We start from the raw sequence: 25,373 nt of genomic DNA on the forward strand, positions 1-25,373 counted from the left end.
TCGTCGGCGGTGTCTTCGGCGCCGGGCACGAGGTCGGAAGTCACCCGTAGAGGGTACTCCCGATTGCATTCCGGTATCGGCATGCCGTTTCCCAGCGCGAACAGAGGAAAGATGCGAAAGGATGGAGGCTTCCCTTCCCCTGACTCGAGGTTGTTCCGTGCGCATTCGCCCGTTCGCCGCCCTGTCCGTCGTCGCCGCGGCGACTCTTCTGCTCGCCGGGTGCACCGGGTCGGCCGATCCGAACGCCACTCCGACGCCGACGTCGACCGCTTCGTCGGAGTGCGGTCTCGACCCGCAGGAGGGTGCCGACTCCGACGCGGTCACCGTCTCGGGCACGGCTCCCGAGCTCACCGCCGATGTGCCCACGGATCTGGAGTTCGCCGACCTTCAGCGCACCGTGGCGACGGCGGGCGACGGCGACGACCTCGCGGTCGGGCAACTCGTCTCCGGTCAGTACCAGATCATCGATCCCGCCACCGGGGAGGTCCAGCTGGACTCGGCGACGACGTCCGCGGACGACAGCGGCCTCGTCCCACTGATCGTCGACGCCAGCAGCATCGTGGGAAGCGCCGTGCTGTGCACGCCGCTCGGCTCCTCCACCGCGTTCACCATCCCCGGCTCGATGCTCGGTGACGGCGCTTCCAACGTCGTCGTGGTCGCGCAGTCCGTCGATGAGCTGCCGACTGCTGCCACAGGTGAGGACCAGGACCCCGTCGCGGGCATGCCCGAGGTCGAGCTCGCCGAGAACGGCGAGCCGACGATCACTGTCGCCGACGACTTCGCCGCCCCTGACACCACGCAGATCGCGGTCCTCAAGAAGGGCGACGGCGCGACGGTCGAGTCGGGCGACAACGTCTTCGTGCAGTACACCGGAATCCTCCCCGACGGCACGGTCTTCGACTCCAGCTGGCAGCGCGGCGCGCCCGCCCAGTTCCAGACCACCGGCGTCGTGCAGGGGTTCCAGAAGGCGCTCGAGGGCCAGACCGTCGGCTCGCAGGTGATCGCGGTGATTCCGGCGTCGGAGGGGTATGGCGACACCGCGCAGGGATCGATCCCTGCCAACTCGCCCCTCATCTTCGTCGTCGACATCCTCGGCGTGCAGCGCGCCGCCGCCCAGCAGTAACCCGGGGCGGCCGCATCCGGCCCGGCGATAGGCTGGCCGGATGCGGCGCGTCATCATCCTCGGCTCGACCGGCTCCATCGGCACGCAGGCGCTCGACGTCGTGCGGGCCAACCCGCGGCGGTTCGAGGTGGTGGGTCTCGCTGCGGGATCCGACCGCGACACGCTCGAGGCGCAGGCGACCGAGTTCGGCGTCGACAGCACCGCGCTCGGGGCCGTCGAGGCCGAGCAGCTCGTGCGCGATGTCGACGCCGATGTCGTGCTCAACGGCATCACCGGCTCCGTCGGCCTCGGTCCGACCCTCGCCGCGCTCGAGACGGGTCGCACGCTCGCCCTCGCGAACAAGGAATCGCTCATCGTGGGTGGCGACCTCGTCACGGCGGTCGCACGCCCCGGGCAGATCGTGCCGGTCGACTCCGAGCACTCCGCCATCGCACAGGCGCTGCGGTCGGGGGAGCACAGCGAAGTGCGCCGGCTCGTACTGACGGCATCCGGGGGTCCGTTCCGGGGCCGCAGCCGCGCGTCGCTGGAGGACGTGACTCCGGCCGAGGCCCTCGCGCACCCGACGTGGGACATGGGTCGCGTCGTCACGACCAACTCGGCGACCCTCGTCAACAAGGGCCTCGAGGTCATCGAGGCGCACCTTCTCTTCGCCGTGCCGTACTCCGAGATCGACGTCGTCGTGCATCCGCAGTCGATCGTGCACTCGATGGTCGAGTTCGTCGACGGCTCGACGATCGCGCAGGCCTCGCCCCCCGACATGCGCCTGCCGATCTCGCTCGGGCTCGACTGGCCCAACCGCGTCGCGGGCGTCGGCCGGCCGCTGGACTGGACCACCGCGACGTCGTGGACCTTCGAGCCGCTCGACCACGCCGCGTTCCCCGCCGTGCACCTGGCGAAGCAGGTCGGGCGTGCCGGCGGCACCTATCCCGCCGTGTTCAACGCCGCCAACGAGCAGGCCGTCGACGCGTTCCACGAAGGACGCCTGAGCTTCCTCGGCATCATCGACGTGATCGAGCGCGTGGTCGACAAGCACGACGCCCCTGACGCCCTCACCCGGGACGCTCTCGCCGACGCCGAGCACTGGGCACGCCGCAAAGCCGACAAGGTCATCGCCGCGGCATCCTGAGTCCCTGGGCCCCGCAGCGAGGGGCTCAGGATTCGGGATGGACCGGACGCAGGGGGTCGGATGCCGGGGTCTCGTGCTCCGGGTACGGCACCGGCCAGTGCGGCTCGGGCACGGGCCAGCCGGCCTCGCGCAGCGCGCGGCGGGCGAGCTCGCGCGCCGAGTAGGGCGTGCGGACGCCGCGGATGTCGCGGTAGTCCTGGTGACCGGGACCGGCCCAGAGGATCGCGTCGCCGTCGCCGACGAGTGCGACGGCCTCGATGATCGCGCGCTCGGGCGGCGAGAACTCGTAGATCTCGGCATCCGGCTGCGCGCGACGCGCGCCCTCGACGAGGGTCGCGCGGATCGAGTCCGGGTCCTCATGACGGGGGTGGTGGTCGGTGATGACGAGGATGTCGCTGCCCTCGACTCCGGTGCGGCCCATGTCGTGGCGCTTCGTGGCGTCGCGGTCGCCGTCGGCGCCGAACAGCATGACGACCTTGCCCGGCGTGACGCGGCGCACCGCCGAGAGCGTCTTCTCGAAGGCGTCGGGGGAGTGGCCGAAGTCGACGTACACGGCGGGGCCGGTCTCGCCCGAGACGAGCTCGGTGCGACCCGGCAGGTACGCCTCGATCCGGCCGCCGTCGAGGGCCTCGACCAGGCGCTCCCAGGTGTACCCGCCCTCGTGGATCATCACGATCGCGAGCCCGGCGTTGGCGGCCATGTGGCGGCCGATCACGGGGACGAGCGTGGTCAGCGTGCGCCCGTCGCGGGCGGTGAGGCGGAACTCGGTGCCGACCTGGCGCTCGTCGAGGATCTCGACCACCCAGTCAGCGGCGGCCGCGGCATCCGGATCCGACGCGAGGGCGGGCGTGCCCACGGTGACCGTCGGCACCTCGCTGCGTGCGACCACCTCGGCACCGGGCTCGGAATCGACGCACACGACCGCGCGGCGGGCACGGTCCGTGCGGAACAGCGGCAGCTTCGCCTCGAAGTACTCGCGCATGTCGGCGTAGTCGTCGAGGTGGTCGTGGGTGAGGTTCGTGAAGCCGGCGACGTCGAACACGATGCCGTCGACGCGGCGGCGGCTGAGCGCCTGCGCGCTCACCTCAACGGCGACGGCCTCGACGCCGCGCTCGCGCATGAGGGCGAGGAGGGCGTGCATCTCGTACGCCTCGGGGGTCGTCAGCCGCGACACGATGACCTGCCCGGCGATGTGGCGCTCGGCGGTCGAGGAGAGGCCGGTCGTCACGCCGAGCTGCCCGAGGATGCCCTCCAGCAGGTGCGAGACGCTCGTCTTGCCATTGGTCCCGGTCGTGCCGAACAGCGTGGGGAGGTCGTCGTCGCGGCCCGTGCTGTAGACCCAGGCCGACAGCTCGCCCAGTACCGCGCGCGGATTCTCGACCAGCACCACGGGCAGCCCGCTCGCTGCCGCGGCGTCGGCGCCGGCAGCATCCGTCACCACCGCGACAGCACCCTTCTCGGCGGCCGTGGCGGAGAACTCGGCACCGTGGCGGTTGACGCCCTGCACGGCGACGAACACGTCGCCGGGGCGGAGGTCGGCGGTCGCGAGGGTGAGGCCCGTCAGTGTGGCGTCGGCGACGTCACCGCGGACGTCGACGGCGAAGCGTGCCGCGAGGTCTGCGAGCGAGTGTGTCGGCGGCGCGTCGGGACGGAGTACCGGGGGCAGGTTCGAAGGCGCGTCGGTCGGCATGGCGCATCCATCTTCGCATGGGGCCGGTCGTCGAGCGGCGGGTGGTGCGCTCGCCCGACGACCGGCGGCGGTTCGCGTCAGGCCCTGCGGCGTCCGCGCACCAGCACGACCACGAGCGCCGCGATCCCCGCGGCGAGTCCGCCGGCCGCCAGCCAGCGCGCGACCGGGTCGGCGGAGGGGACGGATGCCGCGTCCCCGGCATCCGCAGCGGCCGCGGCTGAATCATCCGACGCATGGCCGGCGTCCTCGGCGTCACCATGTCCGGCGTCCGCGTCGTCCGCGACGGCGCCGACCGCGACCAGCGGCGCGGGTGCGTCGAGGTCGTGCGGGTCCTCGCCGTCCTCGGCGATCTGGGTCCACGCCGTCTCGCCCTCGGCGCAGGTCTGTGTCACCGGGAACGCGAGGGTCGAGTCGGCCGTGCCCTCGGCGAAGAGCACGTCCATCGAGACGGCGGCCTTCAGGCCGTCCTCGACCGGGGTGTCGGCGGTGTACACGACGCGCGTCGGCACGCCGTCGGCGCCGAGCTCGCGCGTGATGGTCCAGCCGCCCTGCACGACGGGAGTGGCGTTGCCGACGCCTGCGGGGATGTCGACCGCGAGGGCCGTCGTGGGGGAGCCGTCGCAGCCGTGCGAGAACGAGAACGTGAGTGTCGCGGTCGCGCCCGCGGACGCCGTCTCGGGAGTCACATGGACGTGGGCCGACGCGGCGAGCGGTGCGCCGATCGCGAGGGCGAGGCCGGCGGTGACGCCGATCACGAGGCGGCGGGTGCGAGAGGAACGGGAGATGGAATCGGTCATGGCTGTGGTGTCGTCTTTCGTCTGAGTCGTCGGCGGGATCGCCGATCGGGGCGCGCCGGCGGGAGCCGGGCGCGCAGGAGGGTTCCGGCGCGCGCATGGGCGCGGGCCGGCTGCGGTGCGGCGCGCGGCGCCGCTCAAACGAGAACGGGAGGACCGCGCCGCGAGACGTCCGACAGGACGATCCGCGCCGCGACGACCACCGGACCGGCCGGCGCCGGCGCGAACCGCGGCATCGGCGGCCGTGGCGCGATCGCGCGGGCGCGAGAGAAGAGCGAACGGATGCCGCGGCCCAGGGCACGCAGCATCCGTTCCCCGCCGTACAGCGCGGCAACGGTCGCGATCGCCGCGAGCACGTGCGCGGCGAGCATGGGGGAGTCGGGGAGGACGACGGCGCTCAGGTCGCCGCCGAGGTGCGTCACGTGGTGGCCGTGCAGCGCCGCGGGATCGGCGTCGGCGGTCACGGCGAAGGCGACGTGGAACAGACCCTGGCTCGCGAGCACCGTGGCGCCGACGCGCCACGCGGACAGCCGCCGGCCGACGAGGGCGACCGCGAAGGGAGCAGCGAGGATGCCGACCGCCGCGACGAAGGCGGGCGACGGTGCGCCGCCCCCGCTGAGGGTGTGCGCCGTGGCGGCGACCACCGTCGCGACCCACGCGGCAGCGGTGCCGCGCAGCGCGCGCACATGGCGTGGGGTCACGGCTCCTCCTCGCGTCGAGCCTACGGGAGCAGCGAGGCGCCCTGCGCCCGCCGACGGTGGGCGGTCGTCACACCCAACTCAAAGGCTGGCGCGGGTACCGTGAGCGTGTGGAGATCCTCGCGTTCGTCATCGGTGTCGCCCTCATGGTCGTGGGCCTCGCCGTGTCGATCGCGCTGCACGAGCTCGGCCACCTCTGGCCGGCCAAGAAGTTCGGCGTGCGCGTCGGCCAGTACATGATCGGGTTCGGCCCGACGCTGTGGTCGAAGCGCTGGCGCGGCACCGAGTACGGGTTCAAGGCGATCCCGCTCGGCGGCTACATCTCGATGGCAGGCATGTACCCGCCGTCGCCGCAGGCGGCCAGACGCGACGGCCGCGCCGCCGGGGGCTTCTTCGCGACGATGGTCCAGGACGCCCGGGACGCGAACGACGAGACGCTGCACGGCGATGACGACACGCACGTGTTCTATCGCCTGCCGATCCACAAGCGCATCGTCGTGATGCTCGGCGGCCCGCTGATGAACTTCTTCTTCGCCATCGTGCTGTTCTCGATCCTGCTCACCGGAATCGGTGTCCAGACCGCGACGACGGAGGTCGCCCGCCTGTCGGAGTGCGTCCCCACGACGAGCTCGACCGAGTGCACCGACGCGTCTCCCGCGGCTCCGGCCGAGGCCGCCGGCATCCAGCCCGGTGACGTCATCGTGTCGATCGACGGGGAGCCGGTCGCCGACTTCGCCGCGGCATCCGCCATCATCCGCTCCTCGCCCGGCGAGCAGCTGACCTTCGTCGTCGAACGCGACGGCAGCGAGCAGACGCTGCAGGTCACGCCGGCGACGATCCAGACCGAGGTGACGGCGGCCGACGGCACGACCACCACCCAGGAGGTCGGGTTCGTGGGCATCGGCCCCAACGTCGCGTACGTGCAGCAGCCGATCTGGGCAGGGCCGCAGATGGCTGTCCAGAACGTCGGCGCGGTCGCGGGCATCATCTGGCAGCTGCCTGCGAAGGTGTGGCAGACCGGCGTCGACCTCGTCACGGGGCAGCCGCGCGATCCGAACGGGCCGCTGAGCATCGTCGGCGCGAGCCGGCTCTCCGGTGAGGTCGCCGCCGCGGACTCGCCCGTGCTCAACCGCGTCGCGGGATTCCTGTCGCTGCTCGCATCGCTGAACATCGCCCTGTTCGTGTTCAACCTCATCCCGCTGCTGCCGCTGGACGGCGGCCACATCGCGGTGGCCCTCTGGGAGGGCATCAAGCGGCTGTGGGCCAAGCTCTTCCGGCGTCCGCCGCCCAAGCCGGTGGATGCGACCAAGCTCGTGCCGCTCACGTTCGCCGTGTTCGTGGCGCTGCTCGTGATGGGCGGCATCCTCATCCTCGCCGACCTCTTCAACCCCGTCACGCTCTTCTGACGCCCGCGGACCAGCCGAGAAGAATCTCGGTCGGTCGTGTCGAAATCGGTCTTGTCCGTTCGCTGTAGGGATGCAACGGTTCCACTGACGAAAGGACACGACCGTGAAGTACGTGATCATGTTCACCTCGACCCCCGAGCTCGACGCCGCCGTCCCGGATGAGCGACGCCAGGAGGTCTACGGGCGGATCTACGAATGGTTCCAGACCAACTCGGCCCAGATCTCCGACGGGGGCGCCGAGCTGATGCCCCTCTCGACGGCGACCACGGTGAAGTACGGTCCCGACGGCCCCGTCGTCGTCGACGGGCCGTTCTCCGAGGCCAAGGAGGTCATCGGCGGCTTCAGCGTGCTCGACGTGCCCGACCTGGACGCGGCCATCACCCTGGTGAAGACCTGGCCGTCGATGGAATTCCCCGGCATCGCGATCGAGATCCGCCCGATGGTGACCGACTACAGCCAATTCGAGTGATGTCCGCAACGGATGCTGCGACCCCGCGCGACCCGGAACACCCGGGCGGCGCCGGGGCCGCGGCATCCGATCGCCTCCTCGCCGGCGTGGTGCGCGAGGAGTCCGCCCGGATCACGGCGGCGCTGACCGTCTCGTTCGGAAGCTTCGACGTGGCGGAGGAGGCGGTCGCCGAGGCGGTGGAGGAGGCCCTGCGCGAGTGGCGCGGCCGGGGGATCCCGCCGAAGCCCGGCGCCTGGCTGATGCAGGCGGCGAGGCACAACGCCCTCGACCGCGTGCGGCGCGAGCGGGTGCTCCGGGACAAGGTCGCGCTGCTCGCACCTGAGCCGGCGGTCGACGGCGCGCCGGCGGATGAGCGGCTTCCGCTCCTCTTCGGATGCTGCCACCCCGCGCTCGCGCCCGATGCGCAGCTCGCTCTCACGCTGCGGGCGGTGTGCGGCCTCACGACCGCGCAGATCGCCCGGGCCACGTTCTCGACCGAGCCCGCCACCGGGCAGCGGATCTCGCGGGCCAAGCGCAAGATCGCCGACAGCGGCATCCCCCTGCGCGTCCCCGAGGGAGCGGACGCGGCCGCGCGGCTCGACCTCGTGCTCACGATCGTGTCGGTGATGTACAGCGAGGCCCACTTCGTGGCGGGGGCGGATGCCGCGGCCGACCGCGACCTCGCCGACGATGCGCTGTGGCTGGCCCGGGTGGTCGCCGAGGCTCTTCCTCACGCGGCGGAGGCGTGGGGACTGCTGTCGCTGCTGCGGTTCCACCGGGCTCGCGAGTCGGCTCGGTCGGTCGACGGCGAGCTCGTGCTGCTCGCGGAACAGGACCGCACGCGGTGGGACGCGGCGCTGCTCGCCGGCGCGCGCGACGCGCTCGGGCGGGCGGCGCGCCTGCGGCGGCCCGGACGCTGGCAGCTGCACGCCGCGATCGCAGCATGCCACGCGGATGCCGCCGACGCGGCGTCCACCGACTGGCTGCAGGTGCTCACGCTCTACGACATGCTCCTCGCGTACGACCGGTCGCCGGTGGTGAGGCTGAACCGCGCGGTCGCGCTCGCCCGGGTCGACGGTGCGGCCGTCGCGCTCGCCGAGGTCGACGCGCTCGAGGACCCGCTCGCACGATCGCATCTCTGGCACGCCGTGCGGGCGTCGCTGCTGCGCGACCTCGGACGCGACGACGAGGCGCTCGCCGCGGACCTGCGCGCCCTCGAGCTCACGGCCAACGAGGCCGAGCGCCGCCTGCTCGCCACCCGCGCGGGGCGCTGAGCCGCAGCATCCGTCGTCCCCTTCTGGTTTGGGGCGCATGTTGTCCGTTGGGGCGCAGAATCGACGCCCCATGGGAGCAAATGCGCCCCAAACCCGGAGACGAGGAGCAAGGGGGCGCGGGTCAAGCGGGGACGGGACTCAGCGCCTGCTCCACGAGCCGCTGGAGCGTCGTCATGCCGTCGCGCGACAGGATCGACTCGAGGTGTCCCTGCACCGAGGCGAACCCGGGACCGCGGAGCGCATAGACGTCACCTGCCGCGTCGGCGGCGACCTCCGCCTCGCCCGCGCGCGTCAGTCCGGCGGGGACGCGCGCGGTGAAGGTGTTGTAGAAGCCGATGGATGCCGGCACGCCGAAGACGTCGACCGACTTCTGCAGGCCCTGGTGCGGCGCGTCGAGCGGCGCGAGGTCGATGCCGAACGTGTCGGCGAGGATCTGGTGGCTCAGGCATACCGCGAGGAGCGGCCGGCCGGCGGCGCGGCGACGCGCGACGACCTCGCGCATACGACGGATGCGGGGGCTCGACACGTCGCGAGGGTCACCCGGCCCCGGGCCGGTCACGAGGAGCTCCGCCGCATCGATCTGGGCGTCGGTGACCTCGCTCCACGGCGAGATCTCCACCTCGAGCCCGAGGTGGCGCAGCTGGTGGGCGAGCATCGTGGTGAAGCGGTCCTCGGCGTCGACGACGAGCGCCGAGCGCCCCTCGAAGGGTCCGGGTTCGCCCGAGCCCTGCGGGTTGAGCCAGAACTCGGCCAGGCGTCCGTTGCGCGACGCCAGGAGGTCGGCGATCGCCGGGTCGTCGGCGAGGCGGCGCGGAGCCGCCGCGGGTGCGTCCTCGTCGATGACCTCGCTGCCGGCGGCCGTGGACTCGGCCTCGATGTCGCGGGGAACGGCGCCGATCGCGCCGAGCACGCCGGCGGCCTTGCCGTGGGTCTCGCCGACCTCGCCGTACGGGTCGGAGTGGCGCACGAGCGTTGCCCCGACCGGCACGCGCAGCCGGCCGTCCTGCAGGTAGGCGGTGCGGATGAGGATCGGCGCGTCGAGGTCGTGGGTCGCCTCGCCCGCCCCTCCGGGTTGCTGGGCTTGTCGAGGCACACGGGGAGTGAAGAGCGCCGCGACGCCCGAGTAGTAGCCGCGAGGGGTCGTCTCGTGACGCGTGATGACCGTGCACGCGTTCTGCATCGGCGAGCCGGTCACCGTCGGCGCGAACATCGTCTCGCGCAGGATGTCGCGCGGGTCGAGCCTGCTGCGGCCCCGCAGCACGTACTCGGTGTGGGTGAGCCGCGACATCTCCTTGAGGTGGGGGCCCGTGATGCGGCCGCCGTCCGAGCAGACGGCGCTCATCATCTTGAGCTCCTCGTCGACGACCATGAAGAGCTCCTCGGTCTCCTTCGTCGAGCGGAGGAACTCGCTGAGCGTCTCGGGGGTGGCCCCTCCCGCGGGGTGGCGGAACGTGCCGGAGATCGGGTTCATCGTCACGACACCGTCGCGCGCGCTCACGTGCGCCTCGGGGCTCGCGCCCACGGCGACATGGCCGGGGGTGACGACCGCAAAGGTCCAGTACGCGCCCCGCTCGTGCTCGAGGAGGGCCCGGAACCACGTCAGGGCGGCGGTGGCGGCATCCGTCGACACGCCCGCGGTGAAATCGCGACGGATGACGAAGTTGGCGCCCTCGCCGCGACCGATCTCATCGGCGATCACGCGCCGCACGATCTGGGCGTACTCCTCGTCGGCGATGTCGAAGCCGGGGTTCTCGAGGGCGACCGCGGCGGTCGGCAGCTGGGCCAGAGCCTCGTCGCGGGGGAGCGAGGCGCGATCCTGCACGATGAGGCAGCGCAGCGGTGCGCCGTCGTCGTGGCACTCGAACCCGCGCTCGCGCACCTGACGGAACGGGACCAGCGCGAGCACCTCGTTCGGCGCGCCGGACGCTCCGGTCAGCGGGATGTCGGCGAGGAGGTCGACGTCGACGACATCGCCGGTCAGCACCTCGACGGTGCGGTCGTCACGAGCGATGAGCGCGAACGGGAGTCCGCTCGCAGCGAGGTCGGGAAGGGACGGGGAGGCGGGCCCGGACATGTGCGTCGTCTTTCGTCGTGGGGCGGAGTCCCGTACGAAAAAGAAGACCGCCCCGTGGGCGGTCTTGGGGTCGCGCGAAACCCACCGCCTATGCGGTGAGCCACCAGGAGAGGTGCGCGGACATGCGCCGAACCTACCACACGCCCGCTCCCGCCATCGGCCCACCGGCCGTGCGTTACGCACCATACTGGGGCCAGCCCGTTTCCCACGCATCCCCGCGTCGCGAAGGTACGCCATGACCCAGCTGACCATCACCGAGCGCTCGCCCGAGCCCGCACGGCCGGAGCCGCGCCCTCGTCGCGGTCCGTCGATCGCCGACCGCATCCGCAACATGGGCGAACAGCGCACCGGCGCCCTGCTGCTGGTGCTCGCGACCCTCGTCGCGATCGTCTGGGCGAACATCTCCGCGACGTCGTACCACGACTTCTGGGAGACGGAGCTGACGATCGGGTTCGGCGACATCCATCTCGAGTTCACGCTGCATGCGCTCGTCAACGACGCGCTCATGGCCATCTTCTTCTTCACCGTCGGGCTCGAGGTGCGTCGGGAGTTCGCGATCGGCGAGCTCACGAGCTGGTCGCGCGCGATGATCCCTGTGATGGCCGCGATCGCGGGGCTGCTCGTGCCGGCAGGGCTCTTCCTCGCGATCGCCGCCGGGTCGGGCAGCGAGCACGCGTGGGGCGTGGTGATCTCGACCGACACCGCGTTCCTCGTCGGCGCGCTCGCCCTCATCGGGCCTCGCGCCTCCGGCCGATTGCGCGTGTTCCTGCTCGCGCTCGCCGTCGTCGACGACATCGGAGCGCTGAGCATCATCGCGCTCTTCTACACCGAGAACTTCACGCCGCTGCCGCTCGTGGTCGCGGCGGTCGGGCTCGCGGGCATCTACTTCACCCGCTACCTGCGCCGCGGTCGCGGCCCCATCTACGCGACCCTCTCGATCATCGTGTGGCTGGCGTTCCTCGCGTCGGGCGTGCATCCGACGCTCGCCGGTGTCGCCATCGCCCTGCTGATCCCCGTCTACCGGCCGAATCGCCGCGACGTCGAGCAGGCGCTCGAGCTCGCCCGGGTGTTCCGCCAGTCGCCGAACACCGAGTACGCCCGGCAGGCGGCGAACAGTCTGCGCGAATCGATCTCGATCAACGAGCGCTTGCAGTCGGCGTACTCCCCGTACGTGGCGTACGTCATCCTTCCGCTGTTCGCACTCGCCAACGCGGGCGTCGAGATCTCGGGGCCGATCCTCGCGGCGGCGGTGCAGTCGCCGGTCACGTGGGCGATCATCGTGGGGCTCGTCGTCGGCAAGTTCGTCGGCGTCTTCGGCGCGGCCGCGATCATGAAGGTGTTCAAGCTCGGCGAGTTCGGGCTCGGCCTCACCCTCGACCGCATCGCCGGCGGCGCGATGCTGTGCGGCATCGGGTTCACGATCTCGCTCTTCATCATCGATCTCGCGATCGACGACCCCGGCGTGCAGAACGAGGCGCGCGTCGGTGTGCTCGCAGCATCCGTCCTCGCGTTCATCCTCGCCGCGATCGTATTCCGCATCTCGGACGCCCGGCGGCCCGACGACGACGGCGGCCGCACCCTGGTGCGCGCGGTCGATCCCAAGCGCGACCACATCTACGGCGACGTGAACGCGCCGCTCACGATCGTCGAGTACGGCGACTTCCAGTGCCCGTTCTGCCTCAAGGCGTCCGGATCGATCGAGGAGGTGCGCCGGGAGCTCGGCGACCGGCTGCGGTACGTCTGGCGACACGCCCCCCTCGAGCGGCAGCATCCGAACGCGCTCGCTGCGGCGGAGGCCGCCGAAGCCGCGAATCTGCAGGGCAGGCTGCCGGAGTTCTCACGCAGCCTGTTCGCCGATCAGGACCACCAGCTGCCGTCCGACATCATCCGGCGAGCCCGCGAGCTCGGTCTCGACGTCGAGCGCTTCGAGGAGGACCTCAGCTCGCCGAAGGTGACCGAGCGGGTGCGAGACGACATGCTGGATGCCGAGGCGATGGACATCACGTCCGTGCCGACGTTCTTCATCAACGGCGTGCGGCACGTGGGGCCGTACGACGCGCGCACGCTGATCCGTGCCCTCACCGGCTCGGAGCCGGACCGGGCCGACGCCCAGCCCGCGCCCCGCGCCGACGCCTAGTCGCGCCTGCGGCGCTCCACGCTTGCTCGCTCGGCCCCGTCCGCAGGCGGCCGGGCCACACTCGCTGCGCGTAGGCTGTCAGACGTGCCAGCCGTCAACATCGGGATGCCCAAGGTCCCCGAAACGCTCGCCCCCCGTCGCAAGACCCGCCAGATCAAGGTGGGCAAGGTGCTGGTGGGCGGTGACGCCCCCGTCAGCGTCCAGTCGATGACCACGACGCCGACCACGAACATCAACGCGACGCTCCAGCAGATCGCCGAGCTCACCGCCTCGGGCTGCGAGATCGTGCGTGTCGCCGTCCCGTCGCAGGACGATGCCGATGTGCTGCACATCATCGCGGCGAAGAGCCAGATCCCGGTGATCGCCGACATCCACTTCCAGCCGAAGTACGTGTTCCAGGCGATCGACGCCGGCTGCGGCGCGGTGCGCGTGAATCCCGGCAACATCCGCAAGTTCGACGACCAGGTCGGCGCGATCGCGGCCGCGGCGAAAGCCGCCGGGGTGTCGCTGCGCATCGGCGTCAACGCCGGCTCTCTCGACAAGCGGCTGCTCGAGAAATACGGCAAGGCCACGCCCGAGGCGCTCGTCGAGAGCGCCGTGTGGGAGGCATCCCTCTTCGAGGAGCACGACTTCCACGACTTCAAGATCTCGGTCAAGCACAACGACCCGATCGTCATGGTCAAGGCCTACCGGCAGCTCGCCGAGCGCGGCGACTGGCCTCTGCACCTCGGCGTGACCGAGGCCGGCCCGGCGTTCCAGGGCACCATCAAGTCGGCGACGGCGTTCGGCATCCTCCTCTCCGAGGGCATCGGCGACACGATCCGCGTCTCGCTGTCGGCCCCTCCTGCCGAGGAGGTCAAGGTCGGCCACCAGATCCTGCAGTCGCTCAACCTGCGCGAGCGCAAGCTCGAGATCGTCTCGTGCCCGTCGTGCGGTCGCGCCCAGGTCGACGTCTACACGCTGGCCGACGACGTGACCGAGGGCCTCAAGGACATGACAGTCCCGTTGCGTGTCGCGGTGATGGGCTGTGTCGTGAACGGCCCGGGCGAAGCCCGCGAGGCCGACCTCGGCGTCGCGTCGGGCAACGGCAAGGGCCAGATCTTCGTGAAGGGTCAGGTCATCAAGACGGTGCCCGAGGCCGATATCGTCGCGACCCTCATCGAAGAGGCGAACCGCATCGCCGACGAGATGGGCCCCGACGCTCCGATCGGCACCGCGCAGGTCGTCGCGTCGTAGCGCCGCGCCGGTCATCGGTGCGCGGCCCGCCGCCGCGCGTGGTACCGGCCGGCGATGACGGCCGCAGCCACTTTGAGCAGCGGCGCCTCGCCGAAGCGGTAGTCCGCGCCTCGCGCGAGACGCGCGGCGAGATCCGGTCTCAGGCTCCAGAGGTGCTCGCGTCCGACCGCGGCGTGGGGCGGGTTCGACACGACCTTGATGGCGTCTGCGTCCTCGACCAGCGCGATCGCGTTCTCGATGTTCTGCTGCGTGGTCGTGCTCGTGGTGTCGAGCAGGATCCGTCCGGTGTACCCGCGGCTCTCGCGGGCGTAGCGCGCCATCAGCTCGGCCTCGGGGATGTCGCCGCCGACGCTGCCTCCGCACAGCACGAGCACGCTGTCGCGCGCCCGGGGACTCCGCGAACGCAGCCCCACGCGAACGCGGTACCGGTTGACGAAGTTCGCCTTCGGCCCTCGATCGCGGTAGCCCAGGACCACCACCGCCTCGATGCCCTCGGGGGCTGCGCTGTCGCCGAGCGCGCGGTAGGAGGCGCGCCGGTTCACGTACTCCGCCCACGCGAGCACGCTCAGGCCGGCCGCTGTCGCTGCAAGCGTGAACGCGGGGACGAGTCGACGCACAGACCGACCCTACGCGCACGATCCCCGCGGGCATGGCAGGATCCGAGGGTGCACCCGCCCGCGATGCCGCCTGCCGGCGCCGGCTTCGGCCGTCTGTCGCCGCGGCAGCGTGCCCTCGTCGCAGCGTGGCTCCCCGGCGCCGAAGTCATCGCGGACCTCAGCTGGAACCAGGTCGAGACCGTCGTGCTGCAGGTGCGCCAGGGCGATCGCGCGCTCATCGTCAAGGCGGGCGGCGACGCCGATCACCACCTCGGCCGCGAGCTCGACGCGCACGAGGGCGGGTACGTCTCCGCGTGGGCGGAGCGCGGTCACGCGGCGAGGCTGCGATGGGCCGATCGCCAGGCCCGCGTCCTGGTGCTCGACTGGCTGCCCGGCGAACTGGCGTACCGCACGGCCGCAGGCGTCGACCCCGAGGTCCATCGTCGTGCGGGCGCGCTGCTGCGGCAGTTCCATGCGCAGGCGACGCAGCCCTCTGCGGGGACGGATGCTGCCGCCACCCGCCGCGCGATCGCCTGGCTGGACTCGTCCGCCGCGATCGCGCCAGACGTCGAGCGCCGGCTGCGAAGCATGCTCGCCGCGCTGCCGCCGATCGAAGACGACCTCGTTCCCACCCACGGAGACTGGCAGCCGCGCAACTGGCTGGTCGACGGCGACGAGGTGCGCGTCATCGACTTCGGGCGCTTCGCGTTCCGCCCCGCTGCCACGGACTTCGTGCGGCTCGCCGCGCAGGAATGGTGTGAGAACCCCGCGTGCGAGAGGGCCTTCTTCGACGGCTACGGCCGGGACCCCCGGCATCCGTCTCGGTGGATCCTCTTGCGAGCGCGCGAGGCCATCGGCACGGCCTGCTGGGCGCATCAGGTCGGCGACACCCGGTTCGAGGCGCAAGGCCATCGCATGATCGCGGACGTGCTGTCGGAGTTCGACGCGCGCTGAGGCCCGCCGCACGGGGCCGTGCAAGGGCTCCGTTACTGTGAGCGCATGGTGCACTTGCGCAGGGTCGGCGATGTCGAGGTGTACGAGCGCCTGCGTTTCGTGCCGCTGACGGTCGGGGCGGGCGCCGCGGGCATCGTCCTCGTGCTGCTGCCGGTGTTCGACCCTCGCTACCTCGGATTCTCGGTCGGGCTGGGTCTGGTGGTGTGGCTGCTGTGGGCGTTCGCGGTGTGGCCCCGCGTGACGGTGGAGACCGACGCGGTGCACGTGCGGAACACGTTCACGACCACCACCTTCGCGTTCTCCGCCCTCGACGGCGTGGCATCGGGCTTCACGCTCGACTTCCTCCTCCGCGGCGGCCGGCGTGTGCGGGCGTGGGCTGTGCCGGGGCAGCAGAACCTCGGAATGGAGGCGATGCGATCCGCGGACGCGCACGCGAGCGGGTTCCAGCCCGTCAGGAGGGTGGCCGAGCTGACGGTCGGCAGCGCGACCACGCCCGCCGGCCGGGTCGCGGCGTCCATCGCGCGCAGACTCGCTGTGGCCGGTGCGGAGCGGGACGGCGTCGCCGATCCGGGGGATGCCGTCCGTCGGGTCAACGTGATCATGATCGTGGTGACCTGCCTGCTCGTGGCCCTCGCGGTCGCCGGCATCGCGGGCGGCGCATCGTGACCGCATCGCGAGGATCGCGACGGCAAGAGGCATGACCGAGGACTCCTCGACCGGCGCGGCGGCGTCGGATCCTTCGCCCGCTCCGCCCGAGGCCGCACCGCTGTCGCGGCCGATCGTCGCGGGCATCGTGACCGCTCTCGTCGGCGTCACGAGTTCGTTCGCCGTGGTGCTCACGGGCCTCGACGCCGTGGGGGCGTCGCGCGCGCAGGCGGCGAGCGGCCTCCTCGTGCTGTGCCTCACGATGGGTGCGTCGGCGATCCTCCTGGCGTGGCGCTATCGCATGCCGATCACCGTCGCGTGGTCCACGCCGGGCGCCGCGGTGCTCGCGGCCACTGGAGCCGTCGAGGGCGGCTGGCCGGCGGCGGTCGGCGCGTTCCTCGTGACCGCCGGCCTCATCCTGCTGACGGCGCTCTGGCCACAGCTCGGCCGGCTCATCGCGCGGATCCCCCCGTCGATCGCACAGGCGATGCTCGCCGGCGTGCTGCTTCCGCTGTGTCTCGCCCCGATCACCGGGCTGGTCCTGAACCCGTGGGGAGTCGTACCGGTCCTCGTCACGTGGCTCGTGTTCGTGCGGCTCGCGCCGCGGTGGGCGGTGCCGCTCGCGTTCGTCGCGGCATCCGTCGTCGTGGCGGTGGATGTCGTGGTCACGGGCGCGACGATCGATCCCGCGCTGCTCGTTCCCCGACTCGAGTTCACGGCGCCGACGCTCACCTTCGGCGCGGTCGTCGGACTCGCGCTGCCGCTGTTCCTGGTGACGATGGCGTCGCAGAACGTGCCGGGCATCGCGATCATGCGCAGCTTCGGCTACCAGGTGCCGTGGCGGCCCGCGATGCTCGTGACCGGTGTCGGCACCGCGATCGGCGCGACGGCCGGCGGACACGCGATCAACCTCGCCGCGATCAGCGCCGCGCTCGCCGCAGCACCGGACGCCGATCCCGACCCGAAGCGGCGCTGGGTGGCGGGCGTGTCGACGGGTGCGAGCGGCATCGTGCTCGGCGGGCTGTCGGCTGCGCTCGTCGCACTGGTGGTGGTGGCGCCGGAATCGGTGATCCCGGCGGTCGCCGGCATCGCGCTGTTCGGCGCCTTCGGCTCGGCGGTGCAGCAGGCGATCGACGATCCGGGGGAACGGCTGCCGGCCGTCGTGACGTTCCTCGTGGCCGCGTCCGGCGTCGCGATCGCGGGCGTGAGCGCCGCGTTCTGGGCCCTGGTCGCAGGTCTCGTCGTGCGGGAAGTGCTCCACTTCGGCCGCCGCTCGCGCTGACCGCGCCGCATCCGTGAGGAGGACGCGGCGGCCTCAGCCCTCGCGACGTGCGCGCCGCCGGCGAAGCGACGCGTAGACGCCGAGGAGACGCGGCACGACGACGTAGACCGCGAGCGGCACCACGACGGCGGTGAGCACCAGCGCCCGAAGGATGGGATGCCACGATTCCGACACAGGTCCCAGCAGCAGCATCCCCACCGACACGAGAGGGAAGATCGCCAGCCATGTGATGACGGCGCGGACGTGGACGGACGGCACGGGAACCGGGGCCTCGATGCGGACAGGCTCGGTGGTCGAAGAAACGGACATGTGCGGCATCCTTCCGAGAAGCCAACTGAATGGTTGCAACTGGCTGGTTGTAAGTGAATCACCGCGCAGACTATTCCGCAACCATCCAGTTGGATTCTTCGTTATCATCGGCACATGGCGTGGGACACCGAGCGCACCCGGCGGCTGCTCCTCGAAGCGGCGACGGCGGAGTTCAGCGAGCACGGGCTCGCCGGAGCACGTGTGGACCGCATCGCCGCCGCCGCCGGCGTGAACAAGGAGCGCATCTACCAGTACTTCGGCAAGAAGGACGAGCTCTTCGCCACGGTGCTGGCCGAGGCGCTCCAGGCCGCGCTGCAGGCGGTCCAGGTCGAGGGCACCGGGCCGCAGGCAGTAGGCGACTACGCCGCGCGGCTGTTCGACCACCACATGGCGAACGGCCACATCCCGCGCCTCGTCTACTGGGAAGGACTCGAACGCGGCATCGCGGCGGCCGCGAGCCCCGTGCGAGCCGAGTTCCACGCCGAGAAGGTCACACGCATCCAGCGCATGCTGCCGGGCGTGGGCCGCGTCGAGGCAGGGGAGCTCCTCCTCACGCTCGTGAGCCTCGTCAACGCCTGGCCGGTGCTGCCGCAGCTCGACGCCCTCATCGTTCCCGACGCGGGCGATGGCGCCGCACGCATCGCAGCACGCCGCGCCGCGATCGTCGCGACCGTGACCGCTGCCGCGGCGGCCGTGGCCGCGTCCGTCGAGCCCGCCGTCCGCTGACGCCCCAGCCTGCTCAGTGAAGCGTCCCGCCGGGCACGGCGGTGTCGGTCGTCACGTCGAGGCTCGTCCGCACCGCGATCTCGAGCGCACGGGCGATGTCCGAGAGGGGCAGGGCGGTCGCATCCGTCGAGGGCGCGAGCTCGGCAGACCACGGAACGTGCACGAATCCGGCACGGGTTCCGGATGCCGCCGCCTCGAGCGCCGTGAAGAACACGTGATTGCAGACGAACGTGCCCGCCGAGTACGACACCTCGGCGGGGATCCCGCAGTCGGCGATGCGCCGCGCGATCTCCTTCACGGGGAGCGTCGCGAAATGCGCGGGCGCGGCACCGGTCACGCTCGGCACGTCGACGGGCTGGTCGCCGTCGTTGTCGGGGATGCGCGCGTCGACGAGGTTGACCGCCACGCGCTCGACGCCGATGGCGGCGCGACCGCCCGCGAGCCCGGTGGCGATGACGACGTCGGGCTGATGCTCTGCCAGCAGTTCGCGCATCCGTTCCGCTGCGCCGGCGAACGTCACCGGCAGCACGGCGGTGACGAGCAGTTCCGGTCCTTCCCAGCGCGAAGCCACGAGGTTCACGGCCGCTCCCGACGGGTTGGAGGAGTCGCCGCCGAACGGCTCGAACCCGGTGAGCAGCACTGTCGTCATGCGACCACGCTATGCCGTGTGCTCGAGCACGACGGTGCCCGAGTCGATGTCGACGGTCTCGAGCCGCAGGCGCACGGTCGCCCCCGCGGCCGCGTCGAGCCCCGCGACCTTCGCGGTGACCGGCGGATCCGTGAGCTGCACGCGGGCGCCGTCGCCTCGCTGGCCGAGGACCACGGATTCGAAGACCTCGCCTTCGTGACCGGAAAGGAGTGCGGCCTCGACCCGATCGACGGTCGCCGCGCCGAGACGGTTCGCCACGCCGTCGCTGCGCGCCATGATCTTCGGCAGCGACGGAAGGCTCTCCCGTGCCCACGTGGGCACCTCCTGCCCGTTCGCGAGGGCCTCGCAGATCACGAGCGACCAGCGGTCGACGAGGCGCCGCAGCGGCGCGGTGGCGTGGGCATAGGGTGCGCCGATCGCCGCCTGCAACGGGTCGGCGGGCGGTGCACCGTCGAAGGTCGCGTAACCCGCGCCGCGGAAGAGGCCCGCCGCGGCATCCAGAATCGCGAGCGCGGCGGGCGAGTCGCGCTCGAGACCGCGCAGGTAGTCGCCGTAAGGGACGTCGGCAGGCCAGGGGATGCCGAGCGCCACCGTCTGGGCTCGGAACGCGGCGACGTCGTCGGCTTCGGCGGCGGGCATCGTACGCAGGATGCCCACGCGGCCCTTCAGCATGATGTCGGCGGCCGCCATGCCGGTGAGGAGGGAGACCTGCGCGTTCCAGTCCTCGATGGCGAGCGGCGCGTCGCGTTCGAGCCGATAGCCGCCGTCGTCGGCGACGATGCGGGCCTCCGGCACGTTCAGGCTCGCTCCGCCGCGCTCGGCCTCGCGTTCGAGCCGCAGCGGGCCGAACCAGGCGAGCGCCTCGAGGCTCGGGGGAGCGGTGCCGGCATCGACCGCGGCCTGGGCGTCGACGTAGCTCCATCGCGCCCGTGAGCGGATGATCGCGCGCCGCAGCGTCGTCTCGACCGGCCGTGCCCGGTCGTCGAGGACGAACCGCCAGACGAACGCCCGCCGGTCCTGATCCGGCAGCAGCGACGCCGCGTCCTCGCTGATGACGACGGGGTGCAGCGGGATCCGGCCGTCCGCCGCGTAGAGGGTCTGTCCGCGCAGCCGCGCTTCGGCGTCGATCGCGCCACCCGGGATCACGAAGGCGGGGACGTCGGCGATCGCATAGTGCAGCACCGCCCCGGTCCCGGTGCGTTCGAGGTGGAGGGCCTGGTCGAGATCCACCGACCCCTCAGGATCGATCGTCACGAAGTCGATGTCGCGCAGATCGTCGAGCTGCGCCGCGTCCGGATCGGTGGCGACGGCACTCGCCGCATGATGCGCCTCGGCCTCCACCTCGGCGGGGAAGGCGGCCGCAAGCTCCAGGTCCTCGCGCAGGTGCGCGAGCGACTCGACGAGCTCGTCGTGGGCTTGCGTGGGAGCGAGTCGGGGTCGACGTGCGGGCACCCGATCAGTGTAGGCACCGGTGCTCGTCGGAAGACCGGGATCGACATCGGCGAGGGGGCGCAGCATCCGTTCGCCCTAAACTTGACCCTCGTGGTCACCCGTCTGTCGCACTTCTTCCTCCGCACGCTCCGTGAAGACCCCGCTGATGCCGAGGTCACGAGCCACAAGCTGCTCGTGCGCGCCGGCTACATCCGGCGTCAGGCGCCTGGCATCTTCGCGTGGCTGCCGCTGGGTCTGCGCGTGAAGGCGAAGGTCGAGCAGGTCATCCGCGAAGAGATGACGAACGCGGGTGCGTACGAGGTGCACTTCCCGGCGCTGCTTCCGCGGGAGCCTTACGAGATCACCAATCGGTGGGAGGAATACGGCGACGGCATCTTCCGTCTGAAAGACCGCAAGGACGCCGACTACCTCCTCGCGCCCACGCACGAGGAGGTCTTCACGCTGCTCGTGAAGGACCTGTACTCGTCGTACAAGGACCTGCCGCTGACGATCTACCAGATCCAGGACAAGTACCGCGACGAGGCGCGCCCCCGCGCGGGCCTCCTGCGCGGCCGTGAGTTCACGATGAAGGACGCGTACTCGTTCGACTCCTCCGACGCCGGACTGGACGCGAGCTACATGGCGCAGCGTGACGCGTACGAGCGCATCTTCCAGCGCCTCGGTCTCGAATACGTCATCGTTCAGGCGGATGCCGGGGCGATGGGCGGTTCTCGTTCCGAGGAGTTCCTGCACCCGACCGCCGTCGGCGAAGACACCTTCGTGCGCTCGGCCGGCGGGTACGCCGCGAACGTCGAGGCGTTCACGACCGTCGCGCCCGAGCCCATCGCGCTCGACGGGCTCGGCGCCCCCGTGATCTTCGACTCGCCGAACACGCCGACGATCCAGACGCTCGTCGATCACTCGAACGCGCACCTGGAGGCGCCCGTCTCGGGCATCGCGGGTCCCGCCACCGACGGTGTCACCGAGTGGACGGCGGCGCACACCCTCAAGAACGTCGTGCTGGCGCTCACCCACCTCGACGGCACGCGCGAGCTCGTGATCGTCGGCGTGCCGGGCGACCGCGACGTGGACGACAAGCGCGTCGAGGTGGCGTTCGCCCCGGCCGCCGTCGAGCCCGCCACCGAGCAGGACTTCGCGGCGAATCCGCTGCTCGTGAAGGGCTACATCGGCCCCTGGTCGGAGACCGGCGCGGTGCTCGGTGAGGAATCGGCGACCGGTATCCGGTTCTTCCTCGACCCCCGCGTCGTCGACGGGACCGCGTGGGTCACCGGCGCCAACATCGACCAGAAGCACGTGCACACCCTCGTCGCGGGCCGCGACTTCACCGGCGACGGATTCGTCGAGGTCGCCAGTGTCCGTGCGGGCGACCCCGCACCCGACGGCTCGGGTCCGGTCGAGCTCGCCCGTGGCATGGAGATCGGCCACGTCTTCCAGCTGGGCCGCAAGTACGCCGATGCGCTGGGCCTCAAGGTCCTCGACGAGAACGGCAAGCTCGTGACCGTCACGATGGGCTCGTATGGAATCGGCGTGACCCGCATCCTCGCGATCATCGCCGAGCTGAACAACGACGACAAGGGCCTCATCTGGCCCGCCTCGGTCGCGCCGTTCGATGTGCATGTCGTCGCGGCCGGCCGCGAGCCTGTGATGTTCGATGTGGCCGCGCAGCTGTCGGCCGACCTCGAGGCCGCGGGTCTCGACGTGCTCTACGACGACCGGCCCAAGGTCTCGCCCGGCGTGAAGTTCGGCGACGCCGAGCTCGTCGGCGTGCCCAAGATCGTCATCGTGGGCCGCGGCGCCGCCGACGGCCAGGTCGAGCTCTGGGACCGCCGCACCGGCGACCGCGAGGTCGTCTCGGTCGCCGACGCCGTCGCCCGCCTCAGCGCCCGCTGAGCGGCGGCGGTTCCTCCGTCACGATGACTCCGGGACCGGGACCGGGACCGGGACCGGGCCCGGGACCGGGCTCGGGCACGGGCGGCGCCGGCGGGGGAGTGAAGCGCGGCCTCTTCCGGAAGTAGTGGCCGACGGGCCGCAGGAACGGCAGGATCGCCGCAGCGATCGCCGTGAGGAAGAGGGCGCCCACGACCACCCAGAACGTCGTGTCGCCGCCGACGTCGGGGCCGACGAACGCCACCGACGATGCCGCGGCCTGCCACGCCCACCACATGTTCGACAGGATCAGCATCGCGCAGCCCGCGCCCGGGAGCGCGAGGACGGCCAGCACCACACGCGCCACGCGGCTCGCGCGCCGCAGTCGCAGCACGAAGACCACCTCGACGACCACGAGCGCGAGGGTGGGCAGGCCGATCGGCACGTAGACGAAGAGGATGTCCCAGGCCGGACCGCCGACCTCGGCGGCCTGGCCGAAGACGAGTCCCATCCACGCGAGCCCGACGGACTGCACGAAGATCAACACCCACCAGAGGTAGAAGGCCGCGATCACGGGCCAGGGCGCGCGCGGCCGCGGAAGTTCGGCCGTCGCCGGCTGTTCCAGAGTGATCGGAGTGCTCATCACGGTGTCTCCGCCCAGAAGACCGACTTGATCGTCCCGTCGGGCTCGACCAGATCGAACTCGTATCCGCCGTTCGACACGTCCTCTTGCGAGACGTCGAAGATGTCGTAGTACGTGAAAGTGCCGTCGCCGTTGTCGCGCCCGCCGTCCTCGATGGTGGGATACCCGGGGATCGACACCGTCGTGTACTCCGTGTAGTCGCCGTCGTAGACGAACCAGTAGCTCGGAGGCGCAGTCCACGAGAAGCAGTCCAGCCCGCCGTCGGGCGTCGCCTCCATCGTGACGGGCACGGCGACGTACACCCCGTTCTGCGGCGGCGCCGCGGCCCTGTCGGTGACGTCCACGGGGGCATCCACCGTGAACGTCGCGATGTCGCGTGGTTCCATCGCGGCGGTCGGCGCGACCGTGATCGTCCTCCCGTACGGGAACGAGGGTTCGGCGATGGTGTCGACCCCCACCAGGTCCGGTGCGAAGAAGGCCGAGGAGTAGGCGTCGGCGTCGATGTCGATGTCGTCCGGCGGGGTTCCCGAGAGCAGCTGGCAGTCCGCGTAGCCGTAGACGTGGACGCCGAGATCGGGCTGCGGGATCGCGCTCGCGGCGCCGAACACGCCCGCGACCAGCGCCATCACCACCCCCGCGACTGCGGCCGCGGAGCGACGCCCGCGCCCTTCGAGCGCGACGATGCCCGCGGCGATCGCGGCGACGGCGAGAGCCACGGTGACCGACGGCCCCGCGGTCTGGCCCCACCCGTCGAAGAGCATGAGCAGGCACGAGAGCGCCGCCGCACCGCCGAGGGCGAGCGCGAGAACGGCGGGCAGCCGCGATCGAGCGGGCGCCGCCGACCCTCTGTCGAGGGCCGGCGGCGGACCGTCCGGGGGGATGACATATGCAGTCGAGGCAGCTTCTTCCTGCGGCGCCACCCCCTCGGCGGTCGCTCGTGGTGCGGGGCTGTAGCCGACGTCGCCGCCACCGGCGCCGCCGCCGCGGCGCCAGGGTTCATCAGCAGTCATGTCGCACCCCCAGTGGCATCCGCTCCCTCGCGCATGCCATGTGTCCCCACGCAGAATGATGCACCCGACCACCGTTCGGATACAACGGTGTATCTATATCGATCCGTCATGCTCCGCGCCGGCGTGACGAGATCGTTCACGCGTCGTCCACCGAACGGCGGCTCCGCGTGGCACTCTGGGCGTCATGGGCCCCAGCGACACCGGAACCATCCCGCATCCCGTGACCGAGGAGCTGCGCGCGACCATCGCCGCAGCGGGCATCACCGAGAGCACCGATCTGGTGGCCCGCATCCTCGCGACGGGCATCGGACTGGGGATCGACGACACCGAGCGCCTCGACCTCAAGATCACATCGGCCGCGCTCAGCGAGATGCGCGCCGCCTTCCGCCTGTTCGCGCCGTACCGGGGGACTCCGAAGGTCACGATCTTCGGCTCCGCGCGCACGCTGCCGGACGACGCGCTGTACCGCCAGGCGTCCGAGGCGGCGACCGCGCTCGCCGAGCGCGGGTGGATGGTGGTGACGGGCGCAGGACCGGGCATCATGCAGGCCGCCGCCGAGGGCGCCGGCCCCCACAACTCGCTCGGCGTGTCGATCCGCCTCCCGTTCGAGGAGAGGCCGAACGCGGTCGTGGGCGCGAACGCCCGCAGCGTGGCGATGAAGTACTTCTTCACGCGCAAGCTCATGCTCGTGAAGGAGTCGAGCGGCTTCGTCTGCGTTCCCGGCGGCTTCGGGACGCTCGACGAGATGTTCGAGCTGCTGACGCTGCAGCAGACCGGCAAGGCCGATCCGACCCCGATCGTGCTGCTCGACGCGCCCGGCGGCACGTTCTGGACGGGGCTGCGCCGATTCGTCGACGATCACCTGATTCCGTCCGGCGTGATCTCGAAGGGCGACTTCGATCGGGTGCTCATCACCGACTCGGTGACCGCCGCCGTCGACGAGCTCACCGGGTTCTACCGCAACTACGACTCGCTGCGGTGGGTCGGCAAGCGGCTCGTGCTGCGCGTGAAGGCCGAGCCGACGGATGCTGAAGTCGAGGCGCTCAACGCCGCGTTCGGCGACCTCGTCACCGAAGGCGGCATCGAGCGGCGCGGACCGCTCGCGGTCGAGATCGAGGACGACGACGAGCTGCAATGGCCGCGGCTGGTCCTGCGACTGGACCAGTTCCGCGTGGGCGAGCTGTACCGCCTCATCCGGGCGGTCAATTCGCTGGAATCCGCACCGGCAGGCTGAC

23 protein-coding genes are annotated in these 25,373 nt (G+C 71.5%); 13 read left to right on the forward strand and 10 right to left on the reverse strand.

Annotated features, from left to right (window positions below; genetic code table 11):
* Nucleotides 1-157: 157 nt before the first annotated feature.
* Together J2Y46_RS10485 and dxr are read left to right on the forward strand one after the other, a co-directional pair.
* A complete protein-coding gene (locus J2Y46_RS10485) occupies nucleotides 158-1,123 on the forward strand; it encodes an FKBP-type peptidyl-prolyl cis-trans isomerase (protein WP_045296380.1) in 966 nt (321 codons plus the stop codon).
* A 40-nt stretch (nucleotides 1,124-1,163) separates the two neighbouring features.
* Nucleotides 1,164-2,249, forward strand: coding sequence for a 1-deoxy-D-xylulose-5-phosphate reductoisomerase (gene dxr, locus J2Y46_RS10490; protein WP_045296378.1), 1,086 nt, complete (start codon nucleotides 1,164-1,166; stop codon nucleotides 2,247-2,249).
* 25 nt (nucleotides 2,250-2,274) lie between these two features.
* Here dxr and J2Y46_RS10495 read toward each other — a convergent pair whose 3' ends face one another.
* From J2Y46_RS10495 to J2Y46_RS10505, 3 genes are all read right to left on the reverse strand, one after another.
* Nucleotides 2,275-3,939, reverse strand: a complete 1,665-nt coding sequence (locus J2Y46_RS10495; protein WP_045296376.1) for a Mur ligase family protein — start codon at nucleotides 3,937-3,939, stop codon at nucleotides 2,275-2,277.
* Between the two features lie 77 nt (nucleotides 3,940-4,016).
* Nucleotides 4,017-4,736 carry a YcnI family protein gene (locus J2Y46_RS10500; RefSeq protein WP_045296375.1) on the reverse strand — a complete coding sequence of 240 codons (720 nt, stop codon included), beginning with the start codon at nucleotides 4,734-4,736 and terminating at the stop codon, nucleotides 4,017-4,019.
* Nucleotides 4,737-4,870: 134 nt separating this feature from the next.
* On the reverse strand, nucleotides 4,871-5,434 hold the full coding sequence (locus J2Y46_RS10505) for a hypothetical protein (RefSeq protein WP_052676637.1): 564 nt from the start codon (nucleotides 5,432-5,434) through the stop codon (nucleotides 4,871-4,873).
* A 107-nt stretch (nucleotides 5,435-5,541) separates the two neighbouring features.
* Between J2Y46_RS10505 and J2Y46_RS10510 the strand changes: the two genes are divergently transcribed.
* The 3 genes from J2Y46_RS10510 to J2Y46_RS10520 all read left to right on the forward strand — a co-directional run bounded on the left by J2Y46_RS10510 (nucleotide 5,542) and on the right by J2Y46_RS10520 (nucleotide 8,559).
* Nucleotides 5,542-6,837 carry a site-2 protease family protein gene (locus J2Y46_RS10510; protein ID WP_310242132.1) on the forward strand — a complete coding sequence of 432 codons (1,296 nt, stop codon included), beginning with the start codon at nucleotides 5,542-5,544 and terminating at the stop codon, nucleotides 6,835-6,837.
* A gap of 103 nt (nucleotides 6,838-6,940) precedes the next feature.
* Nucleotides 6,941-7,306 carry a YciI family protein gene (locus J2Y46_RS10515; RefSeq protein WP_045296370.1) on the forward strand — a complete coding sequence of 122 codons (366 nt, stop codon included), beginning with the start codon at nucleotides 6,941-6,943 and terminating at the stop codon, nucleotides 7,304-7,306.
* Entirely contained in the window at nucleotides 7,306-8,559 is a 1,254-nt protein-coding gene (locus J2Y46_RS10520; RefSeq protein ID WP_310242359.1) for a DUF6596 domain-containing protein, read from the forward strand. Before J2Y46_RS10515 ends, J2Y46_RS10520 begins: the two co-directional genes overlap by 1 nt.
* A gap of 121 nt (nucleotides 8,560-8,680) precedes the next feature.
* Here the strand turns inward: J2Y46_RS10520 and J2Y46_RS10525 are convergent, their stop codons facing one another.
* Complete coding sequence (locus tag J2Y46_RS10525) at nucleotides 8,681-10,633, reverse strand: chorismate-binding protein (RefSeq protein ID WP_310242134.1); 1,953 nt, start codon at nucleotides 10,631-10,633, stop codon at nucleotides 8,681-8,683.
* A gap of 235 nt (nucleotides 10,634-10,868) precedes the next feature.
* Between J2Y46_RS10525 and nhaA the strand changes: the two genes are divergently transcribed.
* Both nhaA and ispG read left to right on the forward strand, forming a co-directional pair.
* The gene (nhaA, locus tag J2Y46_RS10530; protein ID WP_045296366.1) at nucleotides 10,869-12,770 is read left to right on the forward strand and encodes a Na+/H+ antiporter NhaA; all 1,902 of its coding nucleotides are present in this window, start codon (nucleotides 10,869-10,871) and stop codon (nucleotides 12,768-12,770) included.
* 84 nt (nucleotides 12,771-12,854) lie between these two features.
* The gene (ispG, locus tag J2Y46_RS10535; protein ID WP_211255836.1) at nucleotides 12,855-14,006 is read left to right on the forward strand and encodes a flavodoxin-dependent (E)-4-hydroxy-3-methylbut-2-enyl-diphosphate synthase; all 1,152 of its coding nucleotides are present in this window, start codon (nucleotides 12,855-12,857) and stop codon (nucleotides 14,004-14,006) included.
* Between the two features lie 11 nt (nucleotides 14,007-14,017).
* On the opposite strand, the gene J2Y46_RS10540 is transcribed toward ispG, so the two are convergent.
* Entirely contained in the window at nucleotides 14,018-14,623 is a 606-nt protein-coding gene (locus J2Y46_RS10540) for a YdcF family protein (RefSeq protein WP_310242136.1), read from the reverse strand.
* Nucleotides 14,624-14,671: 48 nt separating this feature from the next.
* Between J2Y46_RS10540 and J2Y46_RS10545 the strand changes: the two genes are divergently transcribed.
* The 3 genes from J2Y46_RS10545 to J2Y46_RS10555 are packed head-to-tail and all read left to right on the forward strand — an operon-like array spanning nucleotide 14,672 to nucleotide 17,483.
* On the forward strand, nucleotides 14,672-15,556 hold the full coding sequence (locus tag J2Y46_RS10545) for an aminoglycoside phosphotransferase family protein (RefSeq protein WP_310242138.1): 885 nt from the start codon (nucleotides 14,672-14,674) through the stop codon (nucleotides 15,554-15,556).
* Between the two features lie 45 nt (nucleotides 15,557-15,601).
* Nucleotides 15,602-16,222, forward strand: a complete 621-nt coding sequence (locus J2Y46_RS10550) for a hypothetical protein (RefSeq protein WP_045296365.1) — start codon at nucleotides 15,602-15,604, stop codon at nucleotides 16,220-16,222.
* Nucleotides 16,223-16,253: 31 nt separating this feature from the next.
* Nucleotides 16,254-17,483 (forward strand): benzoate/H(+) symporter BenE family transporter, encoded by a 1,230-nt coding sequence (locus J2Y46_RS10555; RefSeq protein ID WP_045296364.1) that lies wholly within the window; start codon nucleotides 16,254-16,256, stop codon nucleotides 17,481-17,483.
* A gap of 33 nt (nucleotides 17,484-17,516) precedes the next feature.
* Here J2Y46_RS10555 and J2Y46_RS10560 read toward each other — a convergent pair whose 3' ends face one another.
* Nucleotides 17,517-17,792, reverse strand: coding sequence for a hypothetical protein (locus J2Y46_RS10560; protein ID WP_045296363.1), 276 nt, complete (start codon nucleotides 17,790-17,792; stop codon nucleotides 17,517-17,519).
* Between the two features lie 114 nt (nucleotides 17,793-17,906).
* On the opposite strand from J2Y46_RS10560, the gene J2Y46_RS10565 reads away from it, so the two are divergent.
* Nucleotides 17,907-18,518: a TetR/AcrR family transcriptional regulator gene (locus tag J2Y46_RS10565; RefSeq protein WP_045296362.1), complete on the forward strand. Its 612-nt coding sequence runs from the start codon at nucleotides 17,907-17,909 to the stop codon at nucleotides 18,516-18,518.
* A 13-nt stretch (nucleotides 18,519-18,531) separates the two neighbouring features.
* On the opposite strand, the gene pcp is transcribed toward J2Y46_RS10565, so the two are convergent.
* Together pcp and J2Y46_RS10575 are read right to left on the reverse strand one after the other, a co-directional pair.
* A complete protein-coding gene (pcp, locus tag J2Y46_RS10570) occupies nucleotides 18,532-19,167 on the reverse strand; it encodes a pyroglutamyl-peptidase I (protein WP_045296361.1) in 636 nt (211 codons plus the stop codon).
* 9 nt (nucleotides 19,168-19,176) lie between these two features.
* Nucleotides 19,177-20,619 (reverse strand): RNB domain-containing ribonuclease, encoded by a 1,443-nt coding sequence (locus J2Y46_RS10575; protein ID WP_157005266.1) that lies wholly within the window; start codon nucleotides 20,617-20,619, stop codon nucleotides 19,177-19,179.
* Nucleotides 20,620-20,709: 90 nt separating this feature from the next.
* Here J2Y46_RS10575 and J2Y46_RS10580 point away from each other — a divergent pair, with 90 nt between their 5' ends.
* The gene (locus J2Y46_RS10580; protein ID WP_045296403.1) at nucleotides 20,710-22,509 is read left to right on the forward strand and encodes a proline--tRNA ligase; all 1,800 of its coding nucleotides are present in this window, start codon (nucleotides 20,710-20,712) and stop codon (nucleotides 22,507-22,509) included.
* On the opposite strand, the gene J2Y46_RS10585 is transcribed toward J2Y46_RS10580, so the two are convergent.
* Together J2Y46_RS10585 and J2Y46_RS10590 are read right to left on the reverse strand one after the other, a co-directional pair.
* The gene (locus tag J2Y46_RS10585) at nucleotides 22,496-23,128 is read right to left on the reverse strand and encodes a hypothetical protein (RefSeq protein WP_310242143.1); all 633 of its coding nucleotides are present in this window, start codon (nucleotides 23,126-23,128) and stop codon (nucleotides 22,496-22,498) included. The genes J2Y46_RS10580 and J2Y46_RS10585 overlap by 14 nt on opposite strands.
* Nucleotides 23,128-24,138, reverse strand: coding sequence for a hypothetical protein (locus tag J2Y46_RS10590; protein ID WP_310242145.1), 1,011 nt, complete (start codon nucleotides 24,136-24,138; stop codon nucleotides 23,128-23,130). Before J2Y46_RS10590 ends, J2Y46_RS10585 begins: the two co-directional genes overlap by 1 nt.
* Before the next feature lie 184 nt (nucleotides 24,139-24,322).
* On the opposite strand from J2Y46_RS10590, the gene J2Y46_RS10595 reads away from it, so the two are divergent.
* Nucleotides 24,323-25,372: a TIGR00730 family Rossman fold protein gene (locus J2Y46_RS10595; protein WP_045296357.1), complete on the forward strand. Its 1,050-nt coding sequence runs from the start codon at nucleotides 24,323-24,325 to the stop codon at nucleotides 25,370-25,372.
* The last annotated feature ends 1 nt before the right edge of the window (nucleotide 25,373 follow it).

Origin of the sequence: Microbacterium sp. BE35, assembly GCF_031457705.1 — a bacterium.
GTDB classification, from domain to species: Bacteria; Actinomycetota; Actinomycetes; order Actinomycetales; family Microbacteriaceae; genus Microbacterium; species Microbacterium trichothecenolyticum.

Excerpts from the sequence above, each read along its gene's own strand:
- dxr (WP_045296378.1), top strand. The coding sequence starts at position 1,164 with ATGCGGCGCGTCATCATCCTCGGCTCGACCGGCTCCATCGGCACGCAG.
- J2Y46_RS10495 (WP_045296376.1), bottom strand. The coding sequence starts at position 3,939 with ATGCCGACCGACGCGCCTTCGAACCTGCCCCCGGTACTCCGTCCCGAC.
- J2Y46_RS10500 (WP_045296375.1), bottom strand. The coding sequence starts at position 4,736 with ATGACCGATTCCATCTCCCGTTCCTCTCGCACCCGCCGCCTCGTGATC.
- J2Y46_RS10520 (WP_310242359.1), top strand. The coding sequence starts at position 7,306 with ATGTCCGCAACGGATGCTGCGACCCCGCGCGACCCGGAACACCCGGGC.
- J2Y46_RS10525 (WP_310242134.1), bottom strand. The coding sequence starts at position 10,633 with ATGTCCGGGCCCGCCTCCCCGTCCCTTCCCGACCTCGCTGCGAGCGGA.
- nhaA (WP_045296366.1), top strand. The coding sequence starts at position 10,869 with ATGACCCAGCTGACCATCACCGAGCGCTCGCCCGAGCCCGCACGGCCG.
- J2Y46_RS10550 (WP_045296365.1), top strand. The coding sequence starts at position 15,602 with ATGGTGCACTTGCGCAGGGTCGGCGATGTCGAGGTGTACGAGCGCCTG.
- J2Y46_RS10555 (WP_045296364.1), top strand. The coding sequence starts at position 16,254 with ATGACCGAGGACTCCTCGACCGGCGCGGCGGCGTCGGATCCTTCGCCC.
- J2Y46_RS10560 (WP_045296363.1), bottom strand. The coding sequence starts at position 17,792 with ATGTCCGTTTCTTCGACCACCGAGCCTGTCCGCATCGAGGCCCCGGTT.
- J2Y46_RS10565 (WP_045296362.1), top strand. The coding sequence starts at position 17,907 with ATGGCGTGGGACACCGAGCGCACCCGGCGGCTGCTCCTCGAAGCGGCG.
- pcp (WP_045296361.1), bottom strand. The coding sequence starts at position 19,167 with ATGACGACAGTGCTGCTCACCGGGTTCGAGCCGTTCGGCGGCGACTCC.
- J2Y46_RS10585 (WP_310242143.1), bottom strand. The coding sequence starts at position 23,128 with ATGAGCACTCCGATCACTCTGGAACAGCCGGCGACGGCCGAACTTCCG.
- J2Y46_RS10590 (WP_310242145.1), bottom strand. The coding sequence starts at position 24,138 with ATGACTGCTGATGAACCCTGGCGCCGCGGCGGCGGCGCCGGTGGCGGC.
- J2Y46_RS10595 (WP_045296357.1), top strand. The coding sequence starts at position 24,323 with ATGGGCCCCAGCGACACCGGAACCATCCCGCATCCCGTGACCGAGGAG.